Raw genomic sequence first — 13,698 nt, forward strand, 5'->3', positions numbered from 1 at the left:
ATGCTACATACCATATCCGCGTTCGACCGCATCGGCGAGGAGAACGCCTTCGCCGTGCTCGCGCGCGCCACCGCCCTCGCAGCCAAGGGCAGGGACGTCATCAATCTCGGCATCGGCCAGCCGGATTTCCGCACGCCGGACCACATCGTGGAAGCGGCCATCAAGGCGCTGCGCGACGGCCATCACGGCTATACGCCCGCCACCGGGCTCCTGGCCACGCGCGAGGCGGTGGTGCGCCGCACGCTGGCGACGACGGGCGTGGAGGTCTCGCCCGAGAACGTCATGATCCTACCCGGCGGCAAGCCGACCATGTATGGCGCGATCACCATGTTCGGCGAACCGGGCGCGGAGATCCTCTATCCCGACCCGGGCTTCCCGATCTATCGCTCGATGATCGAGTTCACCGGCGCGACGCCGGTTCCGGTGCCGATCCGCGAGGAGAACGGCTTCGCCTTCTCGGCCGACGAGGTGCTGGCGCTGATCACGCCGAAGACGCGGCTGCTGATCCTGAACTCGCCGGCCAACCCGACCGGCGGCGTCACGCCGAAGGCCGAGATCGACCGGCTGGTGGCGGGGCTGGCCGCCCATCCGGACGTGGCGATCCTGTCGGACGAGATCTACGACGTGATGACCTATGACGGCGAAACGCACCACTCGCTGCTCTCCTATCCAAAGATCCGTGACAGGCTGATCGTGCTCAACGGCTGGTCCAAGACCTGGGCCATGACCGGCTGGCGCATGGGCTGGTCGATCTGGCCCGACGGTCTCTACGACAAGATCCGCAAGCTCGCGGTCAACTGCTGGTCTTGTGTGAACGCGCCGGCGCAGTTCGGCGGCATCGCCGCCATCGATGGACCTCAGGACGAGGTGGAGAAGATGATGCGGGCGTTCGACCGACGTCGAGGCATCGTCGTCGAAGGACTGAACAGCCTGCCGGGCGTTTCCTGCATCACGCCCAAGGGCGCCTTCTACGCCTTTCCGAACGTCAGGGAGACGGGATGGAAGGCCAAGGCGCTGGCCAACGCCCTCCTCGACGAGAAGGGCGTGGCGCTGATCGGCGGCCCGGACTTCGGGACTCTCGGCGAAGGGTATCTTCGTCTGTCCTATGCCAATTCGGAGGAGAACATCCTGCGCGCCATCGAGCGCATGGACGCCTTCCTCCGCCAGGCCCCGGCTCAGAAGTCGTAGAAGAGATAGAGGGCGCTGCAGACGGCGACGCCGACGATGAGGTTCATCGGGACGCCGATCTTCAGGAAGTCCGAGAACCGGTAGTTGCCGGCGCCGTAGACCAGCGTGTTGGTCTGGTATCCGATCGGCGTCGCGAAACTCGCGCTCGCGCCCATCATGACGGCGATCAGGAACGGCCTCGGGTCGGCACCGAGATGTGTGGCGAGGCCGATGGCGATCGGCGCGACCAGCACCGCGACTGCGTTGTTGGTCACGAGTTCGGTGAGGACAGAGCACAGGACGTAGATGGCGACGAGGGTCGCGAATGGCGGCAGATCTCCCAGCGCAGGTGCCAGCGCGTTGACGATGAGGGTGACGCCGCCCGAGCGTTCGAGCCCGGCGCCGATGATCAGCATCGAGAAGATCAGGACGAGGATGGATCCGTCGATCGAGCCCCAGGCTTCGTCGCTGTCGATGCAGCGCAGCACGAGAATGCCTGCGACCGCGAGCATGGCCAGAATGCCGATGTCCATGACGCCGAGCGCCGAGAGGACGACCACGGCCATCAGCGCCACGAGTGCCAGCGGAGCCTTGCCGCGGCGATAGGGCCGGCCGCTGGGACGCGAGACCGAGATCAGGTCGGCGTCCTCCGTCAGCGCGTCGAAATTGTCCGGCGGCCCTTCGAGCAGCAGCTTGTCGGCAGGTCGAAGCTTGACGCTCTCGAGATCCGAGCCGGGAATATGGCGGTGGCGGTGGGCGCCGAGCACGCGCACGCCGTAGCGGCGGCCGAGCGTCAGATCCATGATGCGCTCGCCCGCGGTGGAGCGATGCGGCGCCACGACCGCCTCCACCACCACCGTCTCGCCGCTGCGTTCCTGACCGCGCCGCATGCCGACGCGCAACCCGGTCTTCTCGTTGAGCGTCAGCAGTTCCGAGGTGCTGGCGACGATGATGAGCGAATCGCCCTTCTTCATCACCCGCTCCTGGAGATTGTCGCGGACGATCTCGTTGCCGCTCCGCAACCCGAGGATGCGCAGGCCGGAGCGCTTGAAGTCCGACAGCTGGCCGATCTTGCTCTGGGTATAGCGGCCCTCGGCACGCACCGTCACTTCGGAAAGGAACTCGGTCTCCGAATTCGAGACGGCGCTGCTCTCGTCGCGGCGGTCGGGCAGCAGATAGCGGCCGAGGACGACCATGACCAGCGTGCCCGTCAGCGCCGCCACGACCCCGACGGGCGTGATTTCGAAGATCGAGAAGGGCGCCAGACCGCTTGCGCGTGCCACGCCGTCGACGAGGATGTTGGTCGAGGTTCCGATCAGCGTGCAGGTGCCGCCGAGGATGGCGGCGTAGGAGATCGGGATCAGCAGCCGGGTCGAGGCGATGCCGACCGCGCGTGCCAGGCGAAAGCCGATCGGGATCAGGATGAGCACGACCGGCGTGTTGTTCATGAAGGCGGAGGCCACCACGGTGCCGAGGAGCAGCACGGCCACGGCGATGGCGGGACGGCGCGACGCCTTGTCGATCAGCGTCCCGGCGAGGCTTTCGAGCACCCCGGTCCGCACCAGCGCGCCCGACAGGACGAACATCGCCGCGATCGTGATCGGAGCCGGGTTGGAGAAGGCCGCCATCGCCTGGTCGGGCGTGGTCAGGCCGAGCAGCAGGAACACGGCGGCACCTGCCGCGGCGGTGACTTCCGGCGGATACTTCTCGACGATGAACGCGCCGAGCAGCAGTCCGAGGAGGACCAGCGCCGCATAGCCTTCATATCCCGCGATCAGGAAACTCATGGGGTCCAACTCCGGCGTCGCCCGGGCCTCGGTCGAAGCCCGTCCTCTCGCGTTCGAGGCCGCCCTCTCCCGCCTCTGGAGGCTCGCCCGATAAGAGCCCAGCCGGCGCGTCCTGTCGAAGCATAGACTACCACGACCCGTCGCGCGCCGGGCCGCTTATTCTCAACCGCGCCCGACGAACGGCATGTTCGTCGCCATCACCGTCATGAACAGGATGTTGGCGTCCAGCGGCAGGCCCGCCATGTGGACGACCGCCTCGGCCACGTGGCGTACGTCCATGACCGCCTCGACCGCCATCTCGCCATTGGCCTGCGGGACACCCTTCGTCATCGGTGCGGCCATCTCCGTCAGCGCGTTGCCGATGTCGATCTGACCGCAGGCGATGCCGAAGGGCCGTCCGTCGAGGGCGAGCGTCTTCGTCAGCCCGGTGATGGCGTGCTTGGTCGTCGTGTAGGGAACCGAGCCGGGCCGGGGCGCGTGCGCCGAGATCGAGCCGTTGTTGATGATGCGGCCGCCCTGCGGGGACTGCGAACGCATGTGCCGGAAGGCCGCACGGGCGCACAGGAACGAGCCGGTGAGGTTGGCGGCGACCATGTCCGTCCAGACCTCGACAGGGATCTCGTCGATCAGCGTCGACTTGAAGCCCATGCCGGCATTGTTGAAGAGCAGGTCGATGCGCCCGAACTCCGCGGCGGCCCCGTCGAACAGGGCGTCCACCTGAACCGGGTCGGAGACGTCGCAGGCGATGGCCCTGGCCTTGCCTCCGGCCGTGCCGATACCGGCGATGGCAGCCTCCAGACGGTCCATGCGGCGGCCGGTGAAGACCGTGTTCCAGCCGTTCCTGACCAGTGCGGTGGCGGCGGCCTTGCCGATTCCGCTTCCCGCGCCCGTGACGATGGCGACCTTGCCGTTGTCCATGATGTGCCTCCTCTGCAACGGGCAGCACTTTGCAGAGCGTCGTCCGAAGCGCAAGCCGGGAGGCCACAAAGAAGGGGCGGCCATTCGCGACCGCCCAGTTCTGGATCAGCTTGGGAGGAGAACAGTTGATCCGACGAAGGAAAGCATGCGCTCCATTGGTTAACGAAAGCTTAAGGCGCGCGGGCAGGCCCGTCAGCCGATCAGCGGCAGGCCCCTCGCCGCCTGGACGAGGACGAAGCCGGTGAAGGCGACGAAGGCGACCGCGAAGAGCCGGACCGCGAGCACGCCTTGCCGTCCCGGAAGGAGCAGCGCCGCCGCCAGGCCGAAGACCGGGATGACGTGCATGGCGTGGGTGGCGAAGAAGTGCGCCACGCGCAGGTCGCCGCCGTCGCGTGCCCAGCCGAGCACCGGCACCGTGCGCGCCGCGGTCCTCGCCTCGCCCACGAAATGTCCCTGCCCGCCTGCGAGGAAGCCGGCCACCAGCACCGTCAGCACGAAGGTGAGCACCAGCCCGAGCATCAGCGAGGCGCGGAAGGCGGGCGAAAGCGGAGAGCGAACGTCGCGGCCGATCAGCACCCCGTAGACGAGGGTCGCCGAGGAGAGCCCGATCGCGAACAGCCCCATCACGGGATAGATCGCCTCCAGGAAGCCTCCGTCGCGGTTGAAATGCGAGGCGACGCCGAAGACCGACGCGCCCATCAGCCACAGCATTTCCGCCCCCACGAGCGCGACGACGGCAGACGCATACCAGCGATACCACCGGGTGTCGCGGACGCCCGCGGGCAGGTAGGCCGCGAACCAGGCGAGCGTCAGGAGATAGACCGCGAGCGAGGCCTGGAACTTCAGCGGCTTGATCCAGACGCCGACGCCGGCGACCATGCGCGTGTCGACCAGCGCCGCGAAGGCGGTGGGCAGCGCCAGCATCAGCATGACCATGCCCATCGCCGCGAAGCGGGGTTCGCGGCGATGCAGTTCGCCGACAAGGTCGAGGCCCAGGGGAGCGGCACGGCTGGCAATCGGCAAGGCCATGGATGTATCTCCGGGAAAGCTCGGTGTCAGGCCGCGGCGGGCGTCGCGCCGGCGCGTGCGTAGCGGATCATGGCGAAGGCGAGGTAGCCGGCGGGTCCGAACAGGAACGTGGCCGGCAGGCAGGGCAGGACCATCCAGAACGGCACGGCCTCCGACCGCGCGGTCCGCACGATCCAGGCGCCGACGAAGAGGTCGAAGGCGAGATAGTGCAGCCAGCCGGCCAAGAGCAGCTCACGCGTCTCGAACAGTCTTGCCACGTTGTCGAGGCTGTCGAACCCGCCCTCTCCCGACGTCCAGAAGGCGAGGATCAGCCCGGCATAGGCGACCGAGAGCGTCAGCGGGATGGCTTGGACGGCAATGGCGTCGGCGAGGCGCGGTACCAGCGGGCTCGCCAGGAGCGCGAGCCATCCGGCCATGGCCAGCATGCCGGCAGCACCGAAGATCAGGTCTGCGTCCATCGGCGGCTCCATCGGGTCTTGACGTTGGCAAGATGGAGGATGACCAGATATCTTTATATTGTCAAGATTAATTTTGACGCCGTAAAGATTGAACCTGTCGCGCGTGGCTGATACGACACCTGATCTACACAGCCACGCGCGGCAGGGCATCGCCGTGGGGGACAAGCCATTGGAAGAGAAGCGAAAGACCGGACGGCCGCCCTATCATCATGGCGACCTGCGCCATGCCCTTCTCGAAGCAGCCGAGAAGGAACTGGCCGACAAGGGCATCGAGGGTTTCACGCTCCGCGGCTGCGCCAAGCGGGCCGGCGTGTCGCACGCGGCGCCGGCACACCACTTCCGGGATGCCAACGGTCTTCTCACCGCGCTTGCGGCGCTCGGCTTCGAACGCTTCCTGTCCTGCCAGAAGGCGCGGCAGGCCGGCGCTCCGCAGGACCCCCGCTCCCAGCTCGTCGCCTCGGGCCTCGGCTACATCGACTTCGCGCTCGCCAATCCCGCGCTCTTCCGACTGATGTTCGCTTCCGGGCGTGCCGATTTCGCCAGCGTCGATCTTGCCCGCAACGCCGATGCTGCCTTCGACTATCTGGTGAAGGGCGTCGAGACGATCCGGGGCCGCGACCCCTATCGCGACGCTGCCGGAATGCTGGAGGTGATGGCGACCTGGGGGCTGACGCACGGCCTCGCGGACCTGATGCTGTCGGGCCGCATGAAGCCGCTGCTGGCGATGCCGGTGGCGGCGCGCGACGCTGCCTTGTCCGAGATCATCGGCCGCGCCTTCCCGGAGCGGCCAGACGACCGCTGAGCCTGCGAAGGCGCGGAGCCGCTCGCGTCAGGCCGTCACCAGGGCGATTTCGGAGCCGGTGCGGCCTGAGCGCCGGTGGCGATCGGCACCTTCACCTCCGACACGGTCGCTTCGATGTGATCGACCAGCGCATCCGGCAACTTCAGCCGTCCGGCCAGCATGTCGAGATAGCCGCGCTCGGCCCGCGTCTCGGGTTCGATCGCCAGTCGCGAGGCAGTGTAGACTTCGACCCGCTGGGCCTCGGTGACGGCCGCACCGACGATCGCATCGAGGTCGACGGGCTTCCGCAGCTCGTCGATGAGATAGGCCTCGGCTTCTTCATCCATGCCGGAAAGCCTGAGCCGGTCGGCGATGCGCGCCCGCTCGGCGTCGTCGACGTGGCCGTCCGCCCGGGCGGCGGCAATCATCGCCCGCACCAGGACGAGGGTGAACTCCGCCTCGCCCTGCGGCGCCTCCGCCGGATCGAAGCCGGTCGAGGCCGGCGGCGGCAGCAGTTCCGGCTGGGTGGGTACGGAACCGGTGGGCGGCTGGCCGGCCTGATAGTTCTGATAGGCCTTGTAGGCCAGTCCGGCGACGGCGGCGAGGCCTCCGAGCTTCAGGGCCGACCCGCCGATGGCCCGCCCCGTTCCGGTTCCGAGCAGGATCGCGGCCAGCGCACCGGCAGCGAGCGGATTGTCCTTGGCGAGCTGCGTCGCCTGACCCGCCTTGTCGCGAACGGTGCCGCCCATCCCCGGCACCTGGGAGCCGAGCAGGTCGTCGAGCAGCTTCTTGGGATCGAACATGGAGCCTCCGCGCGTGTTGCTCGGCCTCAGATAGGCGGCGGCCCGGGCGGGTTCAACGGTCGACGGAGCCGGATGGTTCGCCGAACCGCGGCGGAACAGGGACCCCGTGCTTCTCGAACAGCCTTGCAACGCCGTCGGCGATGCCGCGGCAGCCGCAGTGGCGCGCGTGTTCCGAATGCCAGGCGAGCCGCTGCAGTTCGGTCGGGTTCTTCGGCATGGGGTGGCCTTCGTGCCACACGCGGTTGATTCTGGACATGGGCGCCTTTCGCAGGTTCCCGGAGCGGGAGCGCGACGCGATCCTAGCGACGTTGCGACCGTGCCGCTTGATCCGCGTCAAGCGGCCTTTGCCCGAGATGCGGCCCCTCGCCGCGCCGCTCGGCCAGCGCCACCTGCCGCTGCCGCTCGGCATAGCGGGCGCGGTCTTCTTCGCTGCGCCTGTCGTGGCAGTGCGGGCAGGAGACGCCGACGGAAAACAAAGGCGAGGCGCGATCCGCGGCGGTTAGCGGTCGGCGGCAGGCCCGGCAGAGTTCGGCCTCGCCCTCGACCAGTCCATGTCCCACCGAGACGCGCTCGTCGAAGACGAAGCACTCGCCCGTCCACCGGCTGTCTTCCGGCGGAACCTCCTCGAGATAGCGCAGGATGCCCCCCTTGAGATGGTGCACGTCGTCGAAGCCCCGCGATTTGAGATAGGCCGTTGCCTTCTCGCAGCGGATGCCACCCGTGCAGAACATCGCCACCCGGCGGCCCTCAAGCAGGTGGGCGTTGCGCTCCACCCAGTCGGGGAACGCCCGGAAGCTCTTCGTTTCCGGATCCACCGCCCCTTCGAAGCTGCCGATCGCTGTCTCGTAATCGTTGCGGGTGTCGATGACGATCGTGTCAGGGTCGTCGATCAGCCGGTTCCAGTCGCGCGGCTCGACATAGGAACCGACGCCGGTGAGCGGGTCGACGTCCTCGACGCCCATGGTCACGATCTCGCGCTTGAGCCGGACCTTGAGACGATGGAAGGGCATCGTTTCGGACAGGCTGTACTTGATCTCCAGTCCGCGGATTCCGAGTTGCTCTCCGACGTAGGACACCAGTTCGTCGATGGCCCTCCATTCCCCGGCCACGGTGCCGTTGATGCCTTCGCGTGCCAGAAGCAGCGTCCCGCGGATGCCACGCGACGCGCAGAAGGCGAGGAGCCGGTCGCGAAACGCACCGGGCTCGTCGAGACGCTGGAAGCGGTAGAGCGCGGCGATCCGGTATCCGGTCGGTGTCGAAGCAGCGGACATGGCGATCGCCTATCTCCTCGGTGCGGTCGAGGCAAGTCTCGCGATCGAAGGTTCGACCGGACGGCGATCGAGCGCCTCCAACCACTTACGCGAAATCTGTCCACGCCTTCGTCCGCCGCCCGACAATGCCTGCGTCAAAACAGGGAGTGGACTGAACATGTTCGACCGGGTCGTCATCGCCGCCATCGAGAAAGTCGCCGCCGAGGCCGGGCTCGAGGCGGCCGCCCTCCTGGCAGTCGCCGAGGTCGAAAGCGGAGGCCACGCCTATGCCGTGATCGCGGGCCGGCCCGAGCCGGTGATCCGCTTCGAGGGCCACTACTTCGACCGCAGGCTCTCCGGTGCGGCGCGGGAACGGGCCCGCGCCCTGGGCCTTTCCTCGCCCCGCGCCGGGGTCGTCGCCAATCCTCGCAGCCAGGCGGCGCGCTGGGCGCTCGTCGAGCGTGCGGCCGCAATCGACCGCCAGGCGGCATGGGAATCGGTGTCGTGGGGGCTGGGCCAGGTGATGGGCGCTCACTGGGCATGGCTCGGTTATGCCAGCGTCGACGCGATGGTTGCCGAAGCACGCGACGGCATCGAGGGGCAGGCCCGGCAGATGCGTCGCTTCATCGACAAGGCGGGGCTGGACGATGCCCTGCGCCGTCGAGACTGGGTCGCCTTCGCCCGCGGCTACAACGGCCCCGCCTACCGCCGCAACGCCTACCACACCCGCCTTGCAGCCGCCCACGAGCGCCACGCGGGCAACGCGGCGGGGAGCGTCCCGGCAGGAGACGGCAGATCGCCCGACACCCACAGGCGCGGCGACGAAGGCCAGGCCGTGCGGGACCTGCAGCGGCGTCTGGACGCACTCGGCCATCCTGTCGGATGCGACGGCCGCTTCGGCGCGGCGACGGAGGCGGCGGTGAAATCCTTCCAGCGACGGTCCGGCCTCGCGCCGGACGGGATCGCGGGTCCGGCGACGCTGGCGGCCATCGCCGCCGCGGAGGCTGACTTACGGGAGGCATCTCTCTGGCGCCGGATCGTCACGGCGATCGACGACTGGCTCCGGCGGGACTGAGTGCGGCCTTTTCCGCAGCGGTTCCTTTCGCCGCCGCCGCGCGATGCGCTATAGGGAACGGGAGACCCGCGCGGGATAGAGAAGGATCATTGCCGCCATGCCGCAGAAAGCCGACAAGCTGCTTCCGATCATGACCGGCCAGCCGGTGATCCCCGTCCTGAAGATCGCGCGCGTGGCGGATGCAGTGCCGCTGGCGCGGGCGCTGGCGAGAGGCGGCCTGCCGGCCATCGAGATCACGCTGCGCACGCGCGACGCGCTCGACGCCATCCGGCTCGCCGCGGCAGAGGTACCCGAGGCGGTGGTCGGCGCCGGCACCATCCTCTCGGCGCGGCAGTTCGACCAGGCCGTCGACGCCGGGGCGCGTTTCATCGTCAGCCCCGGCACGACTCAGGAGCTGCTCGACTCCGCCCGCGGCTCCGACGTCCCGCTGCTGCCGGGCGCCATCACGCCGAGCGAGATCATGGCTGCCGCAGAGGAAGGATATTCGCTGCTGAAGTTCTTCCCGGCCGAACAGGCCGGAGGCGCCGCCTTCCTGAAGGCGCTGTCATCGCCGCTGGCAGGTATCCGCTTCTGCCCGACCGGCGGCATCACGGCTGCCAATGCGGCGTCCTACCTCGCGCTGTCGAACGTTCTCTGCGTCGGCGGGTCGTGGGTTGCGCCCGATGAACTCGTCGATGCGGGCGACTGGGACGGTGTCGAGGAACTCGCACGCAAGGCCGTCACCGCCGCCCGCGCCGGTCAGTCCTGAACGAGGAAAGGCCCGGCGCAAAGACCGGGCCTTCGAAACGGCGTGCTTGTTTCTCAGTTCGTCGCGTCGAATCGGGCGACGGAGAGGAACGTCACGGCATTGCCGGAGAAGCGGCTCGGATCGGGCTCCTTCGCCACCGGCGCGAATCCCGAGGTGTAGACCTGCGTCGGCGCGGTGCGGATCGCCTTGTGCGCGAGCGACGGTTCCTTCGCGCTGGCGATGGCCCGCTGCAGGCGACCAGCCTTCTCCAGCGCCCACTGTGCGGCGATGTCGTCGACGGGGATCACGACCGGACGCGGATCGGCCTTGCCGTCCTGCGGACCGGGACGCGCCGCCTTGGCCGTCGTGCGCACGTTCGTGGCGATGGCCTTTTCGGGTACCACCTTGCCGGCAGCCGCCAGGATCGCCGACCGCTGCGACGCACCGGTTTCCACCGCCGCGAGGTCCCTTTCGGCGTCCAGCGGCTGCTGCACCGGCGGCATGGCGGCGATGAGCTCGGCGATGGGTCCGGTGGCCGGGCGGAGTTCGGGGACCGGCGCGAAGGCCGCGAGTTGAATGTCGGATTGCCCCACCATGACGGCCGGCTGGGCCGGTGTCGGCACAGCGGCGACGCCGGCCTCCGGAGTTGCTGCGGCAGTCTGGACGGCCGGTTCGGCCGCGGCGGGCGGCACGTCCGCGGCAGCCTGCGGACGAAGCGTGGGCACGGGCACGAGCGAGGCCACGGTGACGCCCTCGGCCGGCTTCGCGACGGCGGCGACCGCAGCGGCCGCGGCGGGAGGCGCCGCGCGGGGTGCGAAAGCCGGAACCGGGACACTCCGCGCCGAGAGAGCGGCAATGACGGCTGCCGGCGAATCGTCCTGCACGGGCTCAGGCTCGGCGGCGGGGATCGGCGCAGTCTGCGGGATTTCGACGGCCGATCCGGCTGCGGCGACGCCCGGAAGCGGTGCGGACGGTTCCGGAGCGCCGGGCTCCGTGCGGCGGACGGCGGCAGCAGGCTCGCTGCGGCGCGCGGTCGGAGCAGCCCCGGCATCGCGCGGGCTGACCGAAGCCAGGCGCTGGAACTCGGACCCGCTCTCTTCTTCCTCGTCCGCGCCGCCGCCGAACAGCGTGGCAAGGAGGCCGCGGCCACGGCCCTCGCCGGAGCCGCCGCTGGCCACGTTGATGGTGGGGCCGGTGCGGCCCTTGGACTTGTAGGCCGCCAGCGCCTGCTCGTAATTCGGCAGCGGCTTGCCGTCGGACGGCACGTGCAGCGTGCCGCCATTGGGGAAGACGGAGACGAGTTCCTTGCGGCTCATACGCGGCCAGTGGCGGACGCTGCCGACGTCCAGATGGACGAAGGGTGCGCCGGAGGTCGGGTAGTACCCGACGCCGCCACCGCCCATCTTAAGGCCCGCCTCGCGAAGCTTCGCCAGCTTGACGCCCGGGATGTAGAAATCCATCGCACGGCCGAGCGTGTGCTGGCTGTTCTTGGCGACGCCGTTGCTGCGGCTGCGCAGCATGGAGTTGGTGGCCGGAGACCGATAGGCCGACACGACATGGATGTAGTCCCGTCCGCCGACGCGCTGGTAGGCCTCCCAGACGAGGTCGAACAGCCGCGGGTCCATCTTGGTCGGCTCGTTGCGTCGCCAGTCACGCAGGAAGCGGTTGAGCTGGTTGAGGCCGGACTGCACGTAGCGTCCGTCCTTCTTGTAGGTGATCTCGGCACGCTCCTTGGTGTGGATGTAGTAGAGCTTGAGCGTGCGGGTCTCGGCATGGGCGCTGCCGGCTGCGAACAGGGTCGCGAGCGCCAGGGCGACGGCGGCGAGGGCGATTGCGGGGCGCGCGGACATGGCCAGCGGCCACCGTGCGATGGAGGAAATCCGAATGTTCAAACCGATCAGCCTTGTTGGCTTGTATTTGTCCCCGACGACCAGTCGAGGCCACCCACCCCGACCGACTATCGACCCTAATGGTTAATCGCAGCTTATTGAAGAGGAAATGCGTTCACAGGATGGCATCCGGGCGGCCGAAAACGGCCCGGGAATGCCATGGTAAACGAAATCCTGCCATGTTCGGCGAGGAATGGCGGGTGCGATTCGTGCGAATCGGAGGCGCGGAGACGGTCGTTCAGGAGGCGATTCGGTCGGCGCGGCCGGCATCGGGATCGATGCCGTACTCCTTGAGCTTGCGGTAGAGGGTCGAGCGGCCGATCCCGAGCCGCCGGGCGACCTCGCTCATCTGGCCTTCATAGTGGTCGATCGCGAACTGGATCATGGCGAGTTCGACGTCGGCGAGTGACCGGACGTTGCCGCGCTCGTCGAGCGCATCGAGGACCCCGGCCGGACTGCGCAACGCCTCGATGCCGTCGCTGCGCGGCAACGACGCATCGTCGCGCGCGCCGACCGGCGCGCCGGCATCCTCGACGTGGAACCCGGTCTCGTTGCCCGGCTCGACATGGCCGACCTGGGCCCGGATCTGCGGAAAGTCCTCCGAGGTCAGCGTTGCGCCCTCGCACAGCACCACGGCGCGGAAGATGGCGTTTTCGAGCTGGCGGATGTTGCCCGGCCAGTCGTAGCTCTTGAGGATGGCCATCGCCTCGCCGGAGATGCCCGAGATGCGTCCGCCGGTCTCCGCGGCTCCGATGGTGCCGATGAAATGGCGCACGAGATCGGCGATGTCCTCGCGCCGGTCGCGCAGCGGCGGCACGAAGATCGGGAAGACGTTGAGCCGGTAGAACAGGTCCTCCCGGAACAATCCGTCGCGGACGCGCTGGAGCAGGTCCCGGTGCGTGGCCGAGATCAGGCGGATGTCGACCTTGACCGGCGCGCGGCCGCCGACCGGATCGACCTCTCCCTGCTGCACGGCCCGCAGCAGTTTCACCTGCACGTCGAGCGGGAGATCGCCGATCTCGTCGAGGAACAGCGTCCCGTTGTTGGCCTCGAGGAACTTGCCCTGGTGCTTGTCCGTCGCGCCGGTGAAGGAGCCCTTCTCGTGCCCGAACAGGATGCTTTCGACGAGATTGTCCGGAATGGCGCCGCAGTTGACCGTGACGAACGGCTTGCCGCGGCGCGGTCCCGACCCCTGGATGGCCCGGGCGATGACTTCCTTGCCGACGCCCGATTCGCCCTCGATGAGGATCGGGATGTTGGACGCCGCCGCTTTCTGGGCCAGCCGGATCACGCGGTCCATGGACGGACTGCGCGTCACCAGATCCCGGATCGCCAGCGTGGCCGGCGCAGCCGGGCGCGAACGGCGGCTCGCCGTCTCGTGCGTCTCGACCTTGATGGCGTTGGCGATCGCCGCCTGCAGCCGCTCGGGCGAAACCGGCTTGACCACGAAGTCGAAGGCGCCGGCTCGCATCGCCGCCACGACGGTATCGATGCCGGCCTGCGCCGTCTGGACGATGACCGGGATCGTCACGCCCTGTTCACGCATCGTCCGGAGCACGGCAAGCCCGTCGGTCTCCGGCATGACGAGGTCGAGGACCACGAGGGCGAAACCGTCCGGCGCTGCGGCGAGCTTCTCGATCGCGGTGCGTCCGCCGTCGGCCGTCACCACGGCACGCCCCGTCCGCGTCACGGCCGCCTCGAGGAGACGGCGCTGCACGGGATCGTCGTCGACGATGAGGATCGGCTGCGACATGAAGCCTTCGCACGGGTCGTTGTATGGTCGAGTTTTGTTGTCTGGATCATCATGGCACAGG

The 13,698-nt window shown here is 68.6% G+C and carries 13 protein-coding genes; 4 read left to right on the forward strand and 9 right to left on the reverse strand.

From position 1 onward, the window contains the following. Entirely contained in the window at positions 1-1,188 is a 1,188-nt protein-coding gene (locus tag IAI54_RS16125) for a pyridoxal phosphate-dependent aminotransferase (protein WP_187968171.1), read from the forward strand. Here IAI54_RS16125 and IAI54_RS16130 read toward each other — a convergent pair. The 4 genes from IAI54_RS16130 to IAI54_RS16145 all read right to left on the reverse strand — a co-directional run bounded on the left by IAI54_RS16130 (position 1,176) and on the right by IAI54_RS16145 (position 5,359). After that, positions 1,176-2,954, reverse strand: a complete 1,779-nt coding sequence (locus IAI54_RS16130; RefSeq protein ID WP_187968172.1) for an SLC13 family permease — start codon at positions 2,952-2,954, stop codon at positions 1,176-1,178. The two genes, IAI54_RS16125 and IAI54_RS16130, sit on opposite strands and share 13 nt — an antisense overlap. A 162-nt stretch (positions 2,955-3,116) precedes the next feature. Beyond that, complete coding sequence (locus IAI54_RS16135) at positions 3,117-3,872, reverse strand: SDR family oxidoreductase (protein WP_187968173.1); 756 nt, start codon at positions 3,870-3,872, stop codon at positions 3,117-3,119. Between the two features lie 192 nt (positions 3,873-4,064). Continuing rightward, a complete protein-coding gene (locus tag IAI54_RS16140) occupies positions 4,065-4,901 on the reverse strand; it encodes a hypothetical protein (protein ID WP_187968174.1) in 837 nt (278 codons plus the stop codon). Between the two features lie 26 nt (positions 4,902-4,927). After that, positions 4,928-5,359: an ABA4-like family protein gene (locus IAI54_RS16145; RefSeq protein WP_187968175.1), complete on the reverse strand. Its 432-nt coding sequence runs from the start codon at positions 5,357-5,359 to the stop codon at positions 4,928-4,930. A 169-nt stretch (positions 5,360-5,528) separates the two neighbouring features. Here IAI54_RS16145 and IAI54_RS16150 point away from each other — a divergent pair, with 169 nt between their 5' ends. Beyond that, a complete protein-coding gene (locus tag IAI54_RS16150; protein WP_210321137.1) occupies positions 5,529-6,161 on the forward strand; it encodes a TetR/AcrR family transcriptional regulator in 633 nt (210 codons plus the stop codon). A gap of 35 nt (positions 6,162-6,196) precedes the next feature. Here the strand turns inward: IAI54_RS16150 and IAI54_RS16155 are convergent, their stop codons facing one another. Genes IAI54_RS16155 through trhO form a run of 3 tightly spaced genes read right to left on the reverse strand, consistent with a single transcriptional unit; the run spans position 6,197 to position 8,220 of the window. Continuing rightward, positions 6,197-6,943, reverse strand: coding sequence for a tellurite resistance TerB family protein (locus IAI54_RS16155; protein WP_187968176.1), 747 nt, complete (start codon positions 6,941-6,943; stop codon positions 6,197-6,199). A gap of 52 nt (positions 6,944-6,995) precedes the next feature. Continuing rightward, the gene (locus IAI54_RS16160) at positions 6,996-7,199 is read right to left on the reverse strand and encodes a hypothetical protein (RefSeq protein ID WP_187968177.1); all 204 of its coding nucleotides are present in this window, start codon (positions 7,197-7,199) and stop codon (positions 6,996-6,998) included. A gap of 43 nt (positions 7,200-7,242) precedes the next feature. Further along, complete coding sequence (gene trhO / locus IAI54_RS16165) at positions 7,243-8,220, reverse strand: oxygen-dependent tRNA uridine(34) hydroxylase TrhO (RefSeq protein WP_420838307.1); 978 nt, start codon at positions 8,218-8,220, stop codon at positions 7,243-7,245. Here trhO and IAI54_RS16170 point away from each other — a divergent pair. After that, positions 8,213-9,268, forward strand: a complete 1,056-nt coding sequence (locus IAI54_RS16170) for an N-acetylmuramidase domain-containing protein (protein ID WP_235679071.1) — start codon at positions 8,213-8,215, stop codon at positions 9,266-9,268. The genes trhO and IAI54_RS16170 overlap by 8 nt on opposite strands. Before the next feature lie 97 nt (positions 9,269-9,365). Beyond that, positions 9,366-10,016, forward strand: coding sequence for a 2-dehydro-3-deoxy-phosphogluconate aldolase (locus tag IAI54_RS16175; RefSeq protein ID WP_187968179.1), 651 nt, complete (start codon positions 9,366-9,368; stop codon positions 10,014-10,016). A 53-nt stretch (positions 10,017-10,069) separates the two neighbouring features. Here the strand turns inward: IAI54_RS16175 and mepK are convergent, their stop codons facing one another. Both mepK and IAI54_RS16185 read right to left on the reverse strand, forming a co-directional pair. Further along, positions 10,070-11,845 carry a peptidoglycan L,D-endopeptidase MepK gene (gene mepK / locus IAI54_RS16180; protein ID WP_187968180.1) on the reverse strand — a complete coding sequence of 592 codons (1,776 nt, stop codon included), beginning with the start codon at positions 11,843-11,845 and terminating at the stop codon, positions 10,070-10,072. Positions 11,846-12,122: 277 nt separating this feature from the next. After that, complete coding sequence (locus IAI54_RS16185; protein ID WP_187973191.1) at positions 12,123-13,637, reverse strand: sigma-54-dependent transcriptional regulator; 1,515 nt, start codon at positions 13,635-13,637, stop codon at positions 12,123-12,125. Between the last annotated feature and the right edge of the window lie 61 nt (positions 13,638-13,698).

The organism is Aquibium microcysteis, from assembly GCF_014495845.1.
In the GTDB taxonomy this organism is placed as follows: Bacteria; Pseudomonadota; Alphaproteobacteria; order Rhizobiales; family Rhizobiaceae; genus Aquibium; species Aquibium microcysteis.

What these genes read in the sequence shown, in the direction of transcription:
- IAI54_RS16125 (WP_187968171.1), top strand. Translation starts at nt 1, where the DNA reads ATGCTACATACCATATCCGCGTTCGACCGCATCGGCGAGGAGAACGCC.
- IAI54_RS16130 (WP_187968172.1), bottom strand. Translation starts at nt 2,954, where the DNA reads ATGAGTTTCCTGATCGCGGGATATGAAGGCTATGCGGCGCTGGTCCTC.
- IAI54_RS16135 (WP_187968173.1), bottom strand. Translation starts at nt 3,872, where the DNA reads ATGGACAACGGCAAGGTCGCCATCGTCACGGGCGCGGGAAGCGGAATC.
- IAI54_RS16140 (WP_187968174.1), bottom strand. Translation starts at nt 4,901, where the DNA reads ATGGCCTTGCCGATTGCCAGCCGTGCCGCTCCCCTGGGCCTCGACCTT.
- IAI54_RS16145 (WP_187968175.1), bottom strand. Translation starts at nt 5,359, where the DNA reads ATGGACGCAGACCTGATCTTCGGTGCTGCCGGCATGCTGGCCATGGCC.
- IAI54_RS16155 (WP_187968176.1), bottom strand. Translation starts at nt 6,943, where the DNA reads ATGTTCGATCCCAAGAAGCTGCTCGACGACCTGCTCGGCTCCCAGGTG.
- IAI54_RS16160 (WP_187968177.1), bottom strand. Translation starts at nt 7,199, where the DNA reads ATGTCCAGAATCAACCGCGTGTGGCACGAAGGCCACCCCATGCCGAAG.
- IAI54_RS16170 (WP_235679071.1), top strand. Translation starts at nt 8,213, where the DNA reads ATGGCGATCGCCTATCTCCTCGGTGCGGTCGAGGCAAGTCTCGCGATC.
- IAI54_RS16175 (WP_187968179.1), top strand. Translation starts at nt 9,366, where the DNA reads ATGCCGCAGAAAGCCGACAAGCTGCTTCCGATCATGACCGGCCAGCCG.
- mepK (WP_187968180.1), bottom strand. Translation starts at nt 11,845, where the DNA reads ATGTCCGCGCGCCCCGCAATCGCCCTCGCCGCCGTCGCCCTGGCGCTC.
- IAI54_RS16185 (WP_187973191.1), bottom strand. Translation starts at nt 13,637, where the DNA reads ATGTCGCAGCCGATCCTCATCGTCGACGACGATCCCGTGCAGCGCCGT.